Origin of the sequence: Histidinibacterium aquaticum (assembly GCF_008710275.1) — a bacterium.
GTDB classification, from domain to species: domain Bacteria; phylum Pseudomonadota; class Alphaproteobacteria; order Rhodobacterales; family Rhodobacteraceae; genus Oceanicola; species Oceanicola aquaticus.
In genome coordinates, this window is sequence record NZ_VYQE01000002.1 from 356,118 (window position 1) to 373,737 (window position 17,620).

Here is a 17,620-nt window from a genome sequence, read left to right on the forward strand (position 1 = left end):
GCCGCTGCGGAAACGAAAAATCCCGCGCCGCGCGAGCTCACGGCGCCCGCGCCTCGATCAGCCGCCCGAGGACGGGATGCGGAAAGGTGCGCGGCGCGGTGACGGCATAGAAGCTCTCCACGATGTCGAGCTCGAAGGGCGCGCTGGCGAGACGGCCCTGCGCCAGTTCATCAGCCAGCACGACGGCGGGCGTGACCGCCAGCCCGACGTCGTCGCGCGCGAGCAGTCGGACCATCGCCATGTCGTCGACCACGGCGGCGATTCTCGGCGTCACGCCGAGCCGGGCGACAAGGCTGTCGAACCCGGTGCGGATCGAACTCTCGGTTGGGAGGATGACCGGCTCGGAGGTCAGGAGCTCGGCCAAGGTCCCGTGCGACAGACGCTCGGGCCTGCCGTGGATCCCGACCGGCTGCTCGGCGATGCGGTGCGCCACGAGACCGGGGAAGGTCTCGCGCGGCGGCGGGTCGGTGAGCAGCACCACGTCGAGGGCCAGGTCCTCGAGCCCCCGCAGAAGCGTCTGGCTGTTGCCCGAGGTCAGGACCAGTTCGATCCCTTCGTCCAGCGCGGGCCGGAGGAAGCGCAGCTGGAAGTTGCGCGACAAGGTCGACAGCGCCCCCACCCGAAGCGGGGCCGCGGCCGACCCGCCGGAGGTGAGCGTCGCGACGAGATCCTCGCCCACGTCGAAGATCCGCTCCGCGTGATCGAGCGCGATCCGTCCCGCCTCCGTCAGGGTCATCGCGCGGCCGGTCCGGTCGAAGAGGCTGTGGCCCAACCGCTCCTCGAGCTGGCGGATCTGCGTGGAAAGCGCGGACTGGGAGAGGTTCAGCCGGGCGGCGGCGCGGGTGAGGTTTCCCTCTTTCGCGACTTCCTGGAAGTACCGCAGGTGATGATAGTTGAGACGCATGGGTTCCATTAAATAGAACGATACGATGCAGACAATGTATTTTTATTGAAGTCATGACCCATCTAGATCGCCGGGAGATCCTGTCTCGGAGGTTTTCGGATGAGTCTGCTGCTCCTGCTCGCCCCGCTCGCGCTGGCCGCTTCGGCCCTCGTCATGCATCTGCGCCCACCGACCCGCGCACACTGGCGCCTGCGCCTGCCGGAATGGGCCGCCCTTGTCGCACTGGCCGTCGGGGGGTTGGCGGCTGCCGACCTCGCGCTCGCGGGACCCTCGACGAGCCCGCTGCTCGGGGCAGCGTCCATCGGGCTTTCGGCGCGCATAGATATCGTCAGCGTGGCGATGACGCTGACGGTTGCCTTCGTGGGCTGGATCGTCCTGAGGTTTTCGCGCGTGGCCCTCGACGGGGAAGGGCGGCAGGCTGCCTTCATGGGCTGGATGGCGGCCACCGTCGCCTGCGTGCTCCTCTTGGTTGGCGCGGGCAACGTGGTGCAGCTCGCTGTCGGCTGGGTCGCGGTCGGAGTCACGCTGCATCGCCTGCTGTTGTTCTATCCCGAGCGGCCGCGCGCCCGCCGGGCGGCACGGAAGAAGGCGGTGAGCGGGATCATCGCGAGCGCGGCTCTCGTCTTGGCGGTGGGCCTGCTGGTCGCGGGCTTCGGCACCTCGGACATCGCGGCGATCAACGCGGCGGCACGCTCCGGCGAGGGGACGGGCACCCTCGCGCTCGCCGCGCTGCTGCTGGCTCTCGCGGCGGTCTTCAAGTCGGCGTTGGTGCCGACGCACGGCTGGCTGACGGAGGTCATGGAAGCGCCGACGCCGGTCTCGGCCCTGCTTCACGCGGGCGTCGTGAACGCGGGCGGCTTCCTCCTCATCCGCTTCGCCGACGTCCTGGTCGCCGCACCCGGCGTGCTGGCCCTGCTGGCGCTCGTGGGCGGCTTCAGCGCGCTCGTCGGCGCGGCAGTGGCGCTGACCCAGCCGGCGGTGAAGACGGCGCTCGCCTGGTCCACCTGCGCGCAGATGGGCTTCATGGTGCTGCAATGCGGCCTCGCGCTCTTCCCGCTGGCGCTCCTGCACATCGTGGCGCACTCGCTCTACAAGGCGCATGCCTTCCTCGCTTCGGGGGACGCGGTGCGGGATGTGGCCTCGATCCGCCGGCCCGGTCCGGTCGCCGTGCCGGGCCTCGCCGCGGTGGCGCGGGCCTTCGGCCTCGCCCTCGCGCTCTACCTGCTCGTGGGGCTCGCTTTCGGTCTCCTGTCCAAGCCGCCGCAGACCGTGGCGCTCGGCGCGATCCTGATCTTCGGCGTGGTCTACCTGATCGCCCAGGGCCTCGCGGACCTCGCGCCACGGGCGCTCGCCTGGCGGACGGTCGCGCTCTCGGTGGCGGCGACCGTGGCCTACTTCGCCTTCCAGCAGGGGGCGACCTGGGTCTCGGCCGGGACGCTGCCGCCGCCTCCGGCGCCCGACGGGCTGATGTGGGCGACGATCGTCTTGGCCCTCGCGAGCTTCGCCGTCGCCGCGGTGGCGCAGATCACCTTCCCGCTCTGGGCCGGTCATCCGGCCGCGGCGGGCATGCGGGTGCACCTGATGAACGGCCTCTACCTCAACGCGGTCTTCGAGCGGCTGACCGGCCGCTGGACCCCCAAGCCCGGAGCGATGCAATGAACGCGCAGATCCACTGGCCCGGCCAGACCCTCGAACTCTTCGCGGCTGCCGAGGAGGCCATGCGCCAGGTCCCGCCCGCCTTCCCGTTGGAGGCGACCGTCGCGGTCAATCCCTGGCTGGGCCAGATCGGTGAGGACCGCACGACAGCCTCTGCCCGGATGGCCCGCGTCGGCGGCGGGAGCCTGCTCCTGCCGCGCGCCACCGTGGCCGCGATGATCGACGCGGGGGAGCTGACGCAGGAGGACCTCGCGCAAGCCGGATCGGCGCATGGCATCGGTCCCGAGGACCTGGCCCGCGCCGTGAGCGTCAGGGGACCGGAGGCGGGGCCGCTTCCCACGCTGGCGGACCTCGCCCGGCGCGAGGACGGTGTCGACTGGCCGGCCCTCGTCGAGGAGCGGATCGGCCACTGGGCGGCGGCGCAGTTCGACCGGGGGCAGGCCTTCTGGCCCGCGCCCGCCGCGGGGCCCTGGGCCTCGTGGCGCGCCTACGCCAGCCGCGACCTGACGCCGGGGCTCGCCGGGCTCACGGGCTTCGCCGCCCGGGTCGAGGCCCTGCCGACCGATCCGCGAGCCGCCTTCGCCGAGGCCTGCGCCGCCCTTGGGCTGACGCCCGAGGCCGCCCCGCTCTACCTTCACCGGCTGCTCGTCACGCTCGGGGGATGGGCCCAATACGCCCGCCATCTCGGCTGGACCGCCGAGCGGGACGGCGGCCGGGACGAGACGCTCTTCGCGCTGCTCACCCTGCGACTCGTGTGGGAGGTGGCGCTGCTGGACGCCGGTGGTCATCCGGTCGCCAAGGCATGGGCGCGCGCCAAGGCCGACTACGCGCGCCCGGTCGAACCGGACCGCGACACGATCATAGACGCGGCGCTGCAGGAGGCCGTCGACCGCGGTGCGGAGCGGCGGCTTGCGGAAACGCTCTCGGGCGAGGGCGCCTCCATGAAGCAGGACAGGCCCGCCATCCAGGCGGCCTTCTGTATCGACGTGCGCTCCGAGCGGTTTCGCCGGGCTCTCGAAGTTTCGGACCCCGGGATCCGGACCATCGGTTTCGCAGGGTTCTTCGGCCTTCCGATCCGTCACCGCCGTCATGCCTCCGACATCGTCGAAGCCCGCGCGCCGGTCCTGCTGTCCCCGGGCGTCGAGACGCGGGTGGCTGGTGAGCCCGGAGAGGACCATGGCGCGCGCGTGCACCTGAGGACGGTGCGGGCCTGGGGCCGGTTCAAGCGGGCGGCGGTCTCGGCCTTCGCCTTCGTGGAGGCGGCAGGGCCGCTCTACGTCGGCAAGCTCCTTCGCGACGGCCTCGGCCTCGGCGGGCACGCGTCCCGCGAGCCGGAGCCCGAGCTGGACCTTCCGCTGGAGGAGCGCATCGCGGCGGCGGAGGGCGTGCTCCGCGCCATGTCGCTGACCGAGGGGTTCGCGAGGCTGGTCCTGGTCTGCGGCCACGGCGCCACAGTCACCAACGCGCCCCACGCCAGCGCCCTGCAGTGCGGGGCCTGCGGGGGCTACGCGGGCGACGTCAACGCGCGGCTTCTGGCGGGGCTGCTGAACGATAGGGAGGTGCGGTCCGGCCTTGCGGCGCGGGGCATCGATATCCCGCCGGATACCCGTTTCATCGCGGGCGTGCACGACACGGTCTCGGACGCGGTCCGCCTCTTCGAGGGGGCCTGGTCCGACGACCACGCGCCCGAGATCGACCGCCTGCGCGCCGCGCTGTCGAAGGCCGGGGGCCTGGCCCGGACCGAGCGCGCGCAGGCCCTTCCTCGTGGCGCGGCCGATGCGCTGGCCCACCGGGGCCGCGACTGGTCCGAGATCCGCCCGGAGTGGGGCCTCGCCGGGTGCCGGGGCTTCGTCGCCGCGCCGCGGGCGCGGACCGCCGGGCGCGACCTGGGCGGGGCGGTCTTCCTGCACGACTACGATTGGCGGCAGGACGAGGGGGCGAAGACGCTGGAATTGATCCTGAGCGCGCCGGTCGTCGTCGCGAGCTGGATCGCGCTGCAATACCACGGCTCGGCGGTCGCGCCCGAGACCTTCGGCGCGGGCAACAAGCTCCTGCACAACGTGGTCGGCGGGATCGGTGTGCTGGAGGGCAATGGCGGCGCGCTGCGTGTCGGCCTGCCCTGGCAGTCGGTCCATGACGGCGAGACGTTGCGGCATGTGCCGAGCCGCCTGGTCGTCACGGTCGAAGCGCCGGAGCAGATGATCTCCGCCGTGCTCGAGCGGCGTCCGGGGGTCCGCGCGCTCTTCGACAACGGCTGGCTGAGCCTGGTGGCGATGGACGAGGCCGGACGGATGGGACGCCGGTACGAGGCGGGGACCTGGGTCGGGCGCGGCAGCGCCGTCGGGTCGATCTCCGCCGCGGCCTAGCGGCGAGGGAGTTCGGCGCCGAGCGGGGAGCGGTCCTTGGGCTCGCTCCCCGCGGCGCTGCGGGGACGGTCCGCCGCTTGCGTGAGGATCGACGGGTTTGCCGAGCGGGGGCGCTCGGTCCCTCGCAGCCCGGCTCCGCCTTGTCCTGGCAGGGCGACTTCGGCGGTCACGTCGGACAGGTACGGGTATTCCCGTGCGGCACCACCGGGCTCCTTATCCCCTGACCACGACCGTCTCCCTACGGCGCGGATGCTCCGCCACTCCTCGCAGGCAACACCACCGAACGGTGGCGCCGGAGGTTCTTAACCTTCCTCCGGCAGTGTCTCTCCCGTGCCGCAAGAGGCGGGACCCGAATGCCGAGCGAGGAGAGACCATGTTCGACGTCCTGAGACGGAAAGCCGAGACGCCGCCGGCCGCCAAGACCTCCGCCACCGGTCCGCTCATCGCGATGACCAGCCCGGGCCGCGTGGCTTGGAGCCCGCGGGACGTGGTTTCCCTCACAAGGGCCGGCTTCTCCGGCAACCCGGTGGGCTTTCGCGCGGTCAAGCTGGTGGCCGAGGCCGCCGCCGCGCTGCCGCTGGTCGCCCAGGACGCCGAAGCCCGGTACGAGGCGCACCCGCTCCTGAGCCTGCTGCGCCGTCCCAACCCGGCGCAGGGGCGGGCGGAGTTCCTCGAGGCGCTCTTCGGCCAGATCCTCCTGACCGGGAACGGCTATGTCGAAGCCGCCGGGAGCGAGGAGGCCACCCTGCCTGCCGAGCTGCATATCCTGCGCTCCGACCGCATGTCCGTCCTGCCCGGGCCTGACGGCTGGCCGGTGGGCTACGAGTACCGGGTCGGCAGTGCCACGCACCGCTTTGCCCTCGGCGACGGGCCGGTCCCGGTCTGCCATATCAAGGCCTTCCACCCGCAGGACGACCACTACGGCTTCTCGCCGCTGCAGGCCGCCGCGACGGCGATCGACGTGCACAGCGCTGCCTCTCGCTGGTCGAAGTCGCTTCTGGACAACGCCGCGAGGCCCTCGGGCGCCATCGTCTATCGCGGGGTGGACGGGCAGGGCCACCTCTCCCCCGACCAATACGACAGACTCCTTACGGAAATGGAAACGCAGCATCAGGGGGCCGGGAACGCCGGCCGGCCGATGCTGCTGGAGGGCGGGCTCGACTGGCGGCCGATGGGCTTCAGCCCCTCTGACATGGAGTTCCAGAAAACCAAGGAATCCGCCGCGCGCGAGATCGCGACCGCCTTCGGCATCCCGCCGATGATGCTCGGCATCCCCGGTGACGCGACCTACGCCAACTACCAGGAGGCCAACCGCGCCTTCTACCGGCTGACAGTTCTGCCGCTCGCCCAGAAGGTCGCCGCGGCGCTGTCGGACTGGCTGATGGATTTCTCCGGGGAGGCGATCGAGCTGAAGCCCGACCTCGACCAGATCCCGGCGCTCGCGCAGGAGCGCGAGGCTCAGTGGCGCCGCGTGGGCGAGGCGGATTTCCTGACAGACGCCGAGAAACGGCGCCTGCTCGGTCTGCCGGTGGAGGCCGCATGAGACCGGAGCTGGTGAAGGACGAGACGCGCCGCCCGGCCGCGCCGGTGACCGACTTCTGGTTCGCCCAGGTCGACCTGCGGCTGTCGAAGATCGAGGCGCTGGTGGAACGGCTGGAGCGCCAAATCTGGGGACTGGTCTACGCGGCCGGGGGCATCCTGCTGATCGAGGGGCTCCGCGCCCTGGCAGGATTGTGAGGAAAGGGGCGGAAGACATGGAATTGGAACACAAGTTCTGCCGACTGGGCGGCGAAGTCACCCTGCGCGACGGCCATGTGATCGAGGGCTACGCCTCGCTCTTCGGAGTGGCCGACCAGGGCGGGGACACGGTGATGGCCGGGGCCTACGGCGCCTCGCTGCGCCGGCTCGCGGCGGCGGGGGGACGGGTCAAGATGCTCTGGCAGCACGACCCCGCCCGGCCCATCGGCGTCTGGGAGCAAGTGACCGAGGATGCCCGTGGCCTTCGCGTGCGGGGCCGGTTGCTGACCGACGTCGCCCAGGGCCGGGAAGCGGCGGCGCTGCTGGAAGCCGGGGCCATCGATGGGCTCTCGATCGGCTACCGCACTCGCAAGGCGCGGAAAACCGAGAAGGGCCGGAGGCTTCTGAGCGAGCTCGACCTCTGGGAGGTCTCCCTCGTGACATTCCCCATGCTGCCCGAGGCGCGTGTGCAGGCGAAGCGGGACGAGACCGACGGGACCCCGCTCCGCAGCCTCGCCGCAAGCCTCGAAGCGGCCCGGCGGCAGCTCGGCACTCCCTGACCGGCAACCCGAAAGGACCGAAGACATGACCACACCCGAGACCTCGTCCCGGGCCGGAGACGCCTTGTCTCCGACCGAGGAGCTCGATGCCACGCTCGGCGGCTTCGTCAGCGATCTCAAGGCTTTCACCGACGACATTCACGCAAGACTTCAACAGCAGGAAGAGCGCATGACCAGGATCGACCGCAAGATGCTCTCGCGTCCCGCCCTCGCGGCGGCCGCCGAGACGGAGACTCCGCACCGCAAGGCCTTCGAGGGCTACCTACGCGCGGGTGACGACGATGCGCTGCGCGGGCTGGAGCTCGAGGGCAAGGGCCTGACCACGGCGGTCAATTCCGACGGCGGCTACCTCGTCGATCCGCAGACCTCCGAGACGGTGGCCGCGGTGCTCTCCTCGACCGCCTCGCTTCGGGCGGTGGCCAACGTGGTGCAGGTCAACGCGACCTCCTTCGACGTTCTCATCGACCACGCCGAGGCCGGTGCGGGCTGGGGCAACGAGGCGACCGCCGTCAGCGAGACGGCGACGCCCGCGCTCGACCGCATCCAGATCCCGCTCCACGAGCTCAACGCCATGCCCAAGGCGAGCCAGAAGCTGCTCGACGACAGCGCCTTCGACGTGGAGACCTGGCTCGCCCAGCGGATCGCGGCGAAGTTCGCCCGGGCCGAGGCCGCGGCCTTCGTCACCGGCGACGGGACCGACAAGCCACGCGGCCTCATGAACTACGAGACCGTCGCCAACGCCAGCTGGAGCTGGGGCAAGATCGGCACCGTCAGCACCGGCGCGGCGGGGGCCTTCGCCGCCACGAACCCGGGCGACGCGCTGATCGACCTGGTCTATTCGCTGCCCGCCGAGTACCGGCATGGCGCGAGCTTCGTGATGAATTCCCGCACCGCCTCCGAGGTGCGCAAGCTCAAGGATGCCGACGGTCGGTTTCTCTGGTCGGACGGCTTCTCGGTGGCCGATCCGGCGCGGCTGCTGGGCTATCCCACGCTCATCGCCGAGGACATGCCCGACATCGGCGCCGACAAGACGCCCATCGCCTTCGGCGACTTCGGGGCGGGCTACACCATCGCCGAGCGCCCCGACCTGCGGGTGCTGCGCGATCCCTTCTCGGCCAAGCCGCACGTCCTGTTCTACGCGACCCGCCGTGTCGGCGGCGGGGTGAGCGACTTCGCGGCGATCAAGCTGCTGCAGTTCTCGGCCTGACGGCCGGGAGAGCCGGGCGCGCCCTGGGGACCCCTGTCGAGCCGTTCCGTCCGAGCGGCAGGGGAAGGCGCGTCCGGCACCTGGGCGGGGACCGGACATCGGAGACTACCGGATGATGCTGATCGAAGAGACCACCGTGGCGCTGCAGGCGCTTCCGGTCGCCGGCTTCAGGGACCACCTGCGCCTCGGCACGGGCTTCGGCGAGGACGGGCTGCAGGACTCGGTGCTCGAAAGCTACCTGCGCGCGGCGCTGGCGGCGATCGAGGCGCGGACCGGCAAGATCCTGATCGAGCGGAGCTTTTCCTGGAGCCTCACCTCCTGGCGCGACGCGGAGGTGCAGGTGCTGCCGGTCGCGCCGGTGAGCGCGATCGAGGACTTCGCGGTGATCGATAGGGCGGGGTCGGTCGGTGTCCCGGGGACGGACGACGTCCGGCTCGTCCCCGACATGCAACGCCCCCGCATCGAGGGCGCCGCGGGTCGCCTGCCGTCGATCCCGCCGGGCGGGCATGTGCAGATCGGTTTCCTCGCCGGCTTCGGGCCGGAGTGGTCCGACCTGCCCGCCGACCTGCGCCACGCCGTCATGCTGCTGGCGGGCCACTACTACGACTTCCGGCACGAGGCCGGACTGGCGGGCGGCGCGCTGCCCTATTCCGTCAACGCCCTGATCGAACGCTACCGCTCCGTGCGGCTGGGAGGTGCGGGATGAAGCGTCCTCTCCTGACCCGCAGGCTGGTGCTCGAGGCGCCGGCGGACACGCCCGACGGGGCCGGTGGCCATGCCGAGGGCTGGACCGCGCTCGGCACGCTCTGGGCCGAGGTCGAGGTGCGCTCGGGCGGCGACCGGCGCGGACCGGCGGTGCCCCAGTCGCGGCTGGCGCTGCGGATCACCCTGCGTGCGGTGGCCGAGGGGAGCCTTTCCCGGCCTCAACCCGGCCAGCGGTTCCGCGAGGGCGCGAGGGTCTACCGCCTGCGCGCCGTGGGGATCGCCGATCCCTTCGGGCGGTACCTGACCTGTTACGCCGAAGAGGAGGTGGTCGCATGAGCTACGCCCTCTCCGCGCCTCTGCAGGAGGCCGTCTATGCCCGGCTTTCGGCCGACGCGGCACTCGCCGCCGAGGTGGGCGGCGCGATCTTCGACGCGGCCCCCCCGGGCACCGCGCCCGCTCTCTACGTCGTCCTGGGCGACGAGACCGCCCGCGACCGCTCCGATGGGACGGGCCGGGGCGCGCGGCACGATTTCACCGTCTCGGTGGTGAGCGGGGCGGCCGGGTTCGCCGCCGCCAAGCGGGCGGCGGGCGCGATCTCCGAGGCGCTGACCGACGCCGATCTCGCGCTTTCGCGCGGACGGCTGGTGGGGCTGCGCTTCCTGCGGGCCAGGGCCGCGCGGGCGCAGGGCAACCAGGTCCGGCGGATCGACCTGACCTTTCGCGCCCGCCTCGAGGACGACTGATTTTTCAAACGCTTAGGAGATAGTCTCATGGCGGCCCAGAACGGCAAGGACCTGCTGGTCAAGATCGACATGACCGGCACCGGCACATTCCAGACGGCGGCGGGCCTGCGGGCCCAGCGGCTCAGCTTCGACGCCGAGACGCTCGACGTCACCGCGCTCGACTCGGGCGGCTGGCGCGAACTGCTGGCGGGAGGAGGCGTGAAGAGCGCCACGATCAGCGGATCGGGCGTCTTCAAGGACGCGGCGACGGACGAGCGCCTGCGCCAGGTCTTCTGGAACGGCGAGACGCCCGCCTTCCAGGTGGTGATCCCGGAGTTCGGCGTGGTCGAGGGGCCGTTTCTCGTCTCTTCGATCGAATACGCGGGCACCTACGACGGCGAGGCGACCTACGAGATGGCGCTGGCCTCTGCCGGTCCGCTCACCTTCACGGCGGCGGCGTGATGGCGAACCCCCATGCCGGAGAGGTCGCGCTGACGCTGAACGGCGAGACGCGCGTGATGAAGCTGACGCTCGGCGCGCTGGCCGAGCTCGAGGCGAAACTCGGCACCGGGAGCCTCGTCGACCTCGTGGAGCGCTTCGAGAGCGGTGGGTTCTCCGCAGGTGACGTGCTGGCGCTCGTCGCGGCGGGGCTGCGCGGGGGCGGCTGGTGCGGCACGAGAGCCGATCTGCTGACCGCCGAGATCGAGGGCGGGCCTGTCGAGGCCGCTCGCGCGGCCGCCGACTGTCTCGCGCGCGCCTTCGCCTTGCCGGAGGCGGGCTGATGAGCGGTCTCGACTGGCCGGGGCTGATGCGCGCGGGACTGCACAGGCTCGGCCTGAGACCCGCAGAGTTCTGGGCGCTGACCCCGGCCGAGCTGGTGATGATGCTCGGTCTCGATCCGGGCCGCGAGGCGGTCATGGGCCGCGCGCGGCTGGAGGAGCTGACCCGGCAGTTTCCCGACGAGGAGGGATGAGATGGACGAGAACGACATCGAGGACTTCGGAGCCGAGCTGGAGGACCTGGGGCGCGGGCTGGCGCAGACGGGCCGGTTGACCGAGAGCTTCTCCCAGCAGCTCGACCGGACGCGCCGCGCCCTCGCGCCGACGGTGCGGGACCTGGGCGACCTGGAGCGCGGGTTCTCGACCGGTGTGAGACGCGCCTTCGAGGGGCTTGTTTTCGAGGGGAAAACCCTGACCGACACCCTGCGCGGGCTCGGGCAGGCCATGTCCCGCACTGCCTATCGCGAAGCGGTGAACCCGGTGGCGGACCATCTGGGCGGATTGCTCTCCAGCGGCGTGAATGCCGCGGTCTCCGGTATCATGCCGCAGGGCTCAGTGGCCCGCGTCACGCCCTTCGCCCGGGGCGGCGTGGTCACCGGACCCACGCGCTTTCCCATGACGGATGGGCGCAGCGGCCTCGTGGGAGAGGCGGGGCCCGAAGCGATCCTGCCTCTCTCGCGCGGTGCCGACGGGACGCTCGGTGTCCGCGCGGGGGGCGGCACCCGGCCCGTTCAGGTCACCATGCATGTCACCACGCCCGACGCCGAGGGCTTTCGCCGCAGCCGCGGGCAGATCGCCGCCGAACTGGGCCGGGCCGTCGCGCACGGCGCCCGCAACCGCTGAGGAAGGACCCATGAGCTTTCACGAAGTGAGATTTCCCGCCGCCCTGAGCTTCGGCTCTCTCGGCGGGCCGGAGCGGCGCACGGAGATCGTGACGCTCGCCAACGGCGCGGAAGAGCGCAACTCCCCCTGGGCCCACTCGCGCCGCCGCTACGACGCGGGGCTGGGGCTGCGCTCGCTCGACGAGCTGCAGGAGGTACTGGCCTTTTTCGAGGCGCGGCGCGGGCAGCTTTATGGGTTCCGCTGGAAGGACTGGAGCGACTGCCGCTCCTGCGCCCCCTCCGAGGAGATCGCGGCGACCGACCAGGTGATCGGCGAAGGTGACGAGATCACCTCCGTCTTCCAACTGGTCAAGCGGTACGGGGCGGGCGGCCTGGCCTACGACCGTCCGGTGCGGAAGCCCGTCGAGGGCTCGGTGCAGGTCGCTCTCGATGGCATACCGCAGGTGCCGGAGGTGGACGTCACCGTCGACGCGACGACGGGCCTCGTGACCTTCTCCCATCCGCCGGACCGGGGTGTGACCGTCACGGCGGGCTTCGAGTTCGACGTGCCCGTACGCTTCGACACCGACCGGCTGGAGGTCTCGGTCGAGAGCTTTTCCGCCGGTGAGGTGCCCGCCGTGCCGGTGGTGGAGGTGCGGCTGTGAGCCTTGCTGCACATCTCTCCACCGGGCTGACCACGGTCTGCCGCTGCTGGCTGCTCACGCGGCGCGACGGAGTGGCCATGGGCTTCACCGACCACGACCGCGACCTGGCCTTCGCGGGCCATGTCTTCCGCGCCGACACCGGGATGACTGCCCGCCAGCTGGTTCAGGGCATGGGCCTTTCGGTCGACAACACCGAGGCGATGGGACTGCTCAGCTCCGGCGCGGTGCGCGAGGAGGACATCGCCGCCGGCCGCTACGATGGCGCGATGGTCTGCGCCTGGCTGGTGAACTGGCAGGCTCCGGCGGAGCGCGACATACGCTTTCGCGGGACGCTGGGGGAGATCACCTGGGGCGGCGGAGCCTTTCACGCCGAGCTGCGCGGGCAGTCCGAGGCGCTGAACCGGCCCTGGGGGCGGATCTACACGCCAGACTGTTCGGCGGTGCTGGGGGATGACGCCTGCGGGGTCGATCTGTCGGGGCTTGTCGTCGAGGGAACGGTTGTCGAGGTCAGCGAAAACAGCATGTTGCGTCTTTCACTTGAGGCGCAGCATGAACCGGGATGGTTCGCCCACGGACGTCTTGATGTGCTTGACGGCAGCGCGCAGGGGCTTTCGGGGATGATCCGCGAGGACCGAACCGACGGCACGGACCGCCTCGTCACGCTCTGGGACGCGCTGCGGGCGGATGTGTCGGCGGGGGACCGGGTGCGCCTCGTACCGGGATGCGACAAGCAGCCCGGAACCTGCCGGGAGAAGTTCTCCAATTTCCTCAACTTCCGGGGCTTTCCTCACATCCCGGGCGAAGACTGGCTGGCCGCCGTTCCCCGCCGCGAGGACGCCAATGACGGGGGCCAAAGATGAGCGCCGCCGTGGAGATCGCCCGCGGCTGGCTCGGGACGCCCTACCGCCACCAGGCCTCCGTCCGAGGCGCTGGCTGCGACTGCCTGGGGCTTGTCCGGGGCGTCTGGCGAGAGTTCCTGGGCGACGAGCCGGAGACGCCACCGCCCTACGGTCCGCACTGGTCGGAGACGACCGGAGACGAGGCGCTCTGGCGCGCGGCTCTCCGACACTTGACGGAGACCACGACCGAGAGCCCCGGCGACATTCTCCTCTTCCGGATGCGTGAGGGGGCGGTGGCGAAGCACCTCGGCATCCGGACCGAGACCGCCCCGGTGCCGCGCTTCATCCATGCCTACGAGGGGCATGGCGTGGTGGAGACACCGCTCTCGGCCCCCTGGGCGCGGCGTGTGGTGGCGCGCTTCGCGTTTCCGACCTCCTGAGAAAGGACAGATCATGGCGACCATCGTTCTGGGCGCGGCCGGCATGGCCGTGGGCGGCTCCGTCGGAGGCTCCGTGCTGGGGCTCTCTTCCTCGGTCATCGGCCGGGCGGCGGGCGCGACGCTCGGCCGATGGATCGATGCGCGGCTCATGGGCCAGGGATCCGAGCCGGTGGAGACGGGCCGGGTGGACCGCTTCCGCCTGCCGTCCGCCTCGGAGGGCGCGCCGGTGGGGCGGGTCTACGGCCGGATGCGGGTGGCGGGCCAGGTGATCTGGGCCTCGGCCTTCCGCGAGGAGAGCGATACGAGCGGCGGCGGCAAGGGCAGGCCCCGCCAGCCGGAGGTGACGGAACTGAGCTATTCGGTGTCGCTGGCCGTGGCGCTCTGCGAGGGCGAGGTCACGAGCATCGGTCGCATCTGGGCCGATGGGCGCGAGGTGCCGGCGCACCGGCTCAACATGCGGCTCTACCGGGGCACGGGGGACCAGCTCCCCGATCCCAAGATCGCGGCGGTGGAGGGGGCGGATCATGCGCCGGCCTACCGGGGGATCGCCTACTTGGTTTTCGAGGACCTGCCGCTCGGACAGTTCGGAAATCGGGTGCCCGCCTTCTCCTTCGAGGTGCTGCGCCCCGGCGCGTCGCGGGAAGGCACGCCGCCCGACGTCGCCCGCGCGGTGAAGGGCGTGGCGCTCATGCCGGGATCGGGAGAATACGCTCTCGCCACCGAGCCGGTCGAAGTCTCCCACGGCTACGGCGAGACGGTTCTGGCGAACGTCCATACGCCGGACGGGAGGGCCGATGCCGTGGTGGCGCTCGATCAGTTGGAGGCGGAACTGCCGGAGTGCGGCGCGGTCTCGCTGGTGGTCTCCTGGTTCGGCGACGATCTCAGGGCGGGGGACTGCACCCTGCGCCCCAAGGTCGAGCGGGCGGGCGACGACGGCTCCATGCCCTGGCGGGTCGGCGGGCTCGATAGGGAGACGGCGCAGGTGGTGCCGGAGGGGGACGAGGGCCCGGTCTATGGCGGCACGCCCACCGACCAGTCCGTGGTGCAGATCATCCGCGAGATGCGCGGGCGGGGGCAGCATGTCACCTTCTACCCCTTCATCCTCATGGACCAGCTTGCAGGGAACGCCTTGCCCGATCCCTACAGCGGCGAGGCGGGGCAGGCGCATCTGCCCTGGCGTGGCCGGATCACGACGTCTCTTGCTGAGGGAATGACCGGCACACCGCAGGGGACGGCGCAGGCGGACGCGGAGGTCTCGGCCATCTTCGGAAGCTGCGCCCCGGAGGACTTCGCGCCGGGAGAGGACACGGTGGACTACGCCGGCCCCGACGAGTGGTCGTACCGCCGGTTCATCCTCCACTACGCCCATCTCTGCGCGGCGGCCGGCGGGGTGGAGGCTTTCTGCATCGGCTCGGAAATGCGGGGGCTGACCACGGTGCGCGGGGCCTCGGGTTATCCGGCGGTCGAGCGCCTGCGGACCCTTGCGCAGGAGGTGAGGGCGATCCTGCCGGGGGCGAAGATCGGCTATGCCGCCGACTGGTCGGAGTATCACGGGCACCAGCCCGCGGGCACGCAGGACAAGCGCTTTCACCTCGATCCGCTCTGGGCCGATCCGGCGATCGATTTCATCGGCATCGACAATTACATGCCGCTCTCCGACTGGCGTGACGTCGAGGGGCACGCGGATGCCGGCTGGGGCTCGATCCACGACCTCGACTACCTGCGCGCCAACGTCGAAGGCGGCGAGGGCTACGACTGGTACTATGCCTCCGAGGCCGACCGCGCGGCCCAGATCCGCACGCCGATCACCGATTTCTACGGCGAGGCGTGGCTGTGGCGGGTGAAGGACCTGCGCGGCTGGTGGTCGAACTACCACCACGACCGGGTGGGCGGCGCGCGCGCCCCGGCTCCAACGGACTGGACGCCGGGAATGAAACCGATCTGGTTCACCGAGTTCGGCTGCCCGGCCATCGACAAGGGAACCAACGAGCCCAACAAGTTCGTCGACCCGAAGAGCTCGGAGTCGACGGTGCCACGTTTCTCCACCGGGGAGCCGGACGAGCTGATCCAGCTGCAATACGTGCGGGCCATGGTCGCGCACTGGTCGGACCCGGCGAACAACCCGGTCTCGGATTTCTCCGGTCTGCAGATGATCGATATGGACCGGGCGCACTACTGGGCCTGGGATGCCCGGCCCTGGCCGGCCTTTCCCGGGCGGCCCGGGATCTGGTCGGACGGCGCGAACTGGGAGCGCGGTCACTGGATCACCGGGCGCACGGCGCACCGGCCGCTCTCCGACGTGGTGGAGGAGATCGTGTCCCCGGCGGAGCTGGAGGGACTGGAGACCGACCGGCTTTGGGGTCTGGTGCGGGGCTACGCGGTCGAGACCATCGCCTCGGCCCGGTCGGCCCTGCAACCCCTGATGCTGGCGCATGGCGTGGACGCTGTGGAGCGCGGCGGCGGGATAGTCTTTGCCAGCCGGTCGGACTCGGTTTCGGGCGAGGTCGCCCTGGCCGATCTGGTCGAGGGAGAGCCGGATCTGGAGCGCATGCGCGACGACGCTGCGCCGGGCGAGCGGCTGTCGCTGAGCTTTGTGGCCGCTGGGGCAGGTTACGAGGCGGCGGCGGTGGAGGTCTCGCGCCCTGGCGAGCTCGCGCGGGAGGTGAGCCGGAGCGAGCTGCCGATGGTGCTGACGCGCGACGAGGCGCGGGGAATCGGGGCGCGCTGGCTGGCCGAGGCTCAGGCCGCCCGCGACACGGCGCGTTTCGCACTGCCGCCGTCGCTCAGTGCGCTGGGGGCTGGCGACGTGGTGCGGCTGCAGGGCCATTCGGGGGCGCTCTTCCGGATCGACCGCGCCGAGACCGGGCTCTCGCGGCAGGTGGAGGCCACGCGGATCCCGCCGGGCGTCTATGGGCCCGCCGCGCCGGGGGCGCTCTCCCTCGAGCTTCCCGAGATGCGCGTCCCGGGCCCGGCGGAGGGGCTTTTCCTCGACCTGCCCCAGGTGCCCGGGGTGGAGGCGGGTCCGCGCTTCGTGGCGGTCGCGCGGCCCTGGCCGGGACCGGTGGCGCTCTATGCCTCCGGCGCGGGAGAGGACCACGCCTTGCAGCTCGTGCAGTCACGCCCGGCGGCGGTGGGCCTGACAGAAACCCCGCTCGCCTCGGCCCGGCCCGGAAGGTGGGACCGGGGACAGGCCCTCCGGGTGAGGATGCTGGCGGGCGAACTCTCGTCGGTGGGCCAGGCAGAGCTCCTCTCGGGGGCGAACCTCGCCGCCGTGGGGGACGGCGAGACCTGGGAAGTGATCCAGTTCCGCGAGGCGGAGCTGGTCGCGCCGAGCACCTACGAGTTGAGGATGCGGCTGCGGGGGCAGGGGGGCACGGACGGGACGATGCCCGAGGTGTGGCCTCCCGGGTCCTTCCTCGTGCCTTTGACTCCGCGTCTGGGCCGGGTCGAGGGGGCGGAGCCCGGGATGCCGCGCGACTACCGCTGGGGGCCGGCGGACCAGCCGCCGGGTCATACCTCTTACCGCTCGGCGGTCCGGGACCTCGGCGGCGCGGCGCTGCGGCCCTGGCCGGTGTGCCACCTGGAGGCGCGCGCGGAGGGAGAGAATATCGCGATCACCTGGATCCGGCGCGCGCGGCTCGGCGGAGACGGCTGGCGGGGCTGGGAGGTGCCGCTCGCCGAAGGACAGGAACGCTACCTGCTGCGCGTCCGGTCCGAGGGCGGCGGCCTGCTGCGCGAGGCGCTGACGGAGAGCCCTGGCTTCACCTACACGGCCGCCATGCAGGCGGCGGACGCCCTGAACGGCACGCCCGCGACCGTCGAGGTGGCGCAGGTCTCCGACCTCTACGGGCCGGGGCCCGCAACGCGGGCGGAGCTGCCGCGATGAGGCCGCTCATGCCGGCCGACCTCGACATGGCCGTGAGGGTCCTGCTGGCGGTGCCGGAGGCGCGGCGCCCCGCGCTCGCCCGCAGGCTCATCGCGGAGGCGCGGGAGGCGGACGATCACCGGAGGCGCACCGGGTGGATGCATCCCCGGCACGGCGGCGGCACGCTCCTTCAGGCGGCCGAGTTGCACCCAAAGTCGCCGCTGCCCGAGCACTGCGATCGGGCCTACCGCGACATGCTGGAGCACCTCATCGCCGCCTGCACCGACCTGCTGGTGGATTGAGAAAAAGCGCGCGAGATGCTTTTTTCCTGTCGCGGGCTCCCTAGCTTGGGAT

General features: G+C 71.6%; 19 protein-coding genes. 18 read left to right on the forward strand and 1 reads right to left on the reverse strand.

Annotated elements, in window-relative coordinates; genetic code table 11:
• Positions 1-37: 37 nt before the first annotated feature.
• The gene (locus F3S47_RS07145) at positions 38-913 is read right to left on the reverse strand and encodes a LysR family transcriptional regulator (RefSeq protein WP_150444559.1); all 876 of its coding nucleotides are present in this window, start codon (positions 911-913) and stop codon (positions 38-40) included.
• 90 nt (positions 914-1,003) lie between these two features.
• On the opposite strand from F3S47_RS07145, the gene F3S47_RS07150 reads away from it, so the two are divergent.
• The 18 genes from F3S47_RS07150 to F3S47_RS07235 all read left to right on the forward strand — a co-directional run bounded on the left by F3S47_RS07150 (position 1,004) and on the right by F3S47_RS07235 (position 17,568).
• Positions 1,004-2,563 (forward strand): proton-conducting transporter transmembrane domain-containing protein, encoded by a 1,560-nt coding sequence (locus F3S47_RS07150; RefSeq protein WP_150444560.1) that lies wholly within the window; start codon positions 1,004-1,006, stop codon positions 2,561-2,563.
• Positions 2,560-4,926 (forward strand): YbcC family protein, encoded by a 2,367-nt coding sequence (locus F3S47_RS07155; RefSeq protein WP_150444561.1) that lies wholly within the window; start codon positions 2,560-2,562, stop codon positions 4,924-4,926. The genes F3S47_RS07150 and F3S47_RS07155 overlap by 4 nt, the downstream gene beginning before the upstream one ends.
• 373 nt (positions 4,927-5,299) lie before the next feature.
• Positions 5,300-6,469 carry a phage portal protein gene (locus tag F3S47_RS07160; RefSeq protein WP_150444562.1) on the forward strand — a complete coding sequence of 390 codons (1,170 nt, stop codon included), beginning with the start codon at positions 5,300-5,302 and terminating at the stop codon, positions 6,467-6,469.
• Positions 6,466-6,663 (forward strand): hypothetical protein, encoded by a 198-nt coding sequence (locus tag F3S47_RS07165; protein WP_150444563.1) that lies wholly within the window; start codon positions 6,466-6,468, stop codon positions 6,661-6,663. Before F3S47_RS07160 ends, F3S47_RS07165 begins: the two co-directional genes overlap by 4 nt.
• Before the next feature lie 17 nt (positions 6,664-6,680).
• Positions 6,681-7,223 carry an HK97 family phage prohead protease gene (locus F3S47_RS07170; RefSeq protein WP_150444564.1) on the forward strand — a complete coding sequence of 181 codons (543 nt, stop codon included), beginning with the start codon at positions 6,681-6,683 and terminating at the stop codon, positions 7,221-7,223.
• Between the two features lie 25 nt (positions 7,224-7,248).
• On the forward strand, positions 7,249-8,430 hold the full coding sequence (locus tag F3S47_RS07175) for a phage major capsid protein (protein ID WP_150444565.1): 1,182 nt from the start codon (positions 7,249-7,251) through the stop codon (positions 8,428-8,430).
• A 112-nt stretch (positions 8,431-8,542) separates the two neighbouring features.
• On the forward strand, positions 8,543-9,136 hold the full coding sequence (locus F3S47_RS07180) for a head-tail connector protein (protein ID WP_150444566.1): 594 nt from the start codon (positions 8,543-8,545) through the stop codon (positions 9,134-9,136).
• On the forward strand, positions 9,133-9,471 hold the full coding sequence (locus tag F3S47_RS07185) for a head-tail adaptor protein (RefSeq protein WP_150444567.1): 339 nt from the start codon (positions 9,133-9,135) through the stop codon (positions 9,469-9,471). The genes F3S47_RS07180 and F3S47_RS07185 overlap by 4 nt, the downstream gene beginning before the upstream one ends.
• Entirely contained in the window at positions 9,468-9,878 is a 411-nt protein-coding gene (locus F3S47_RS07190) for a DUF3168 domain-containing protein (protein WP_150444568.1), read from the forward strand. The genes F3S47_RS07185 and F3S47_RS07190 overlap by 4 nt, the downstream gene beginning before the upstream one ends.
• A 27-nt stretch (positions 9,879-9,905) precedes the next feature.
• Positions 9,906-10,319 carry a phage major tail protein, TP901-1 family gene (locus F3S47_RS07195; RefSeq protein WP_150444569.1) on the forward strand — a complete coding sequence of 138 codons (414 nt, stop codon included), beginning with the start codon at positions 9,906-9,908 and terminating at the stop codon, positions 10,317-10,319.
• The gene (locus F3S47_RS07200) at positions 10,319-10,639 is read left to right on the forward strand and encodes a gene transfer agent family protein (protein ID WP_150444570.1); all 321 of its coding nucleotides are present in this window, start codon (positions 10,319-10,321) and stop codon (positions 10,637-10,639) included. The genes F3S47_RS07195 and F3S47_RS07200 overlap by 1 nt, the downstream gene beginning before the upstream one ends.
• Positions 10,639-10,830 carry a rcc01693 family protein gene (locus F3S47_RS07205; RefSeq protein ID WP_150444571.1) on the forward strand — a complete coding sequence of 64 codons (192 nt, stop codon included), beginning with the start codon at positions 10,639-10,641 and terminating at the stop codon, positions 10,828-10,830. Before F3S47_RS07200 ends, F3S47_RS07205 begins: the two co-directional genes overlap by 1 nt.
• Position 10,831: 1 nt before the next feature.
• Positions 10,832-11,479 carry a phage tail tape measure protein gene (locus tag F3S47_RS07210; protein ID WP_150444572.1) on the forward strand — a complete coding sequence of 216 codons (648 nt, stop codon included), beginning with the start codon at positions 10,832-10,834 and terminating at the stop codon, positions 11,477-11,479.
• A gap of 10 nt (positions 11,480-11,489) precedes the next feature.
• On the forward strand, positions 11,490-12,122 hold the full coding sequence (locus F3S47_RS07215) for a DUF2460 domain-containing protein (RefSeq protein ID WP_150444573.1): 633 nt from the start codon (positions 11,490-11,492) through the stop codon (positions 12,120-12,122).
• On the forward strand, positions 12,119-12,982 hold the full coding sequence (locus F3S47_RS07220) for a DUF2163 domain-containing protein (RefSeq protein ID WP_150444574.1): 864 nt from the start codon (positions 12,119-12,121) through the stop codon (positions 12,980-12,982). The genes F3S47_RS07215 and F3S47_RS07220 overlap by 4 nt, the downstream gene beginning before the upstream one ends.
• Positions 12,979-13,401 carry a C40 family peptidase gene (locus F3S47_RS07225; protein ID WP_150444575.1) on the forward strand — a complete coding sequence of 141 codons (423 nt, stop codon included), beginning with the start codon at positions 12,979-12,981 and terminating at the stop codon, positions 13,399-13,401. Before F3S47_RS07220 ends, F3S47_RS07225 begins: the two co-directional genes overlap by 4 nt.
• A gap of 13 nt (positions 13,402-13,414) precedes the next feature.
• Positions 13,415-17,287 (forward strand): baseplate multidomain protein megatron, encoded by a 3,873-nt coding sequence (locus F3S47_RS07230; RefSeq protein WP_150444576.1) that lies wholly within the window; start codon positions 13,415-13,417, stop codon positions 17,285-17,287.
• Positions 17,284-17,568, forward strand: a complete 285-nt coding sequence (locus tag F3S47_RS07235) for a DUF7742 family protein (protein WP_150444577.1) — start codon at positions 17,284-17,286, stop codon at positions 17,566-17,568. The genes F3S47_RS07230 and F3S47_RS07235 overlap by 4 nt, the downstream gene beginning before the upstream one ends.
• Positions 17,569-17,620: the final 52 nt, after the last annotated feature.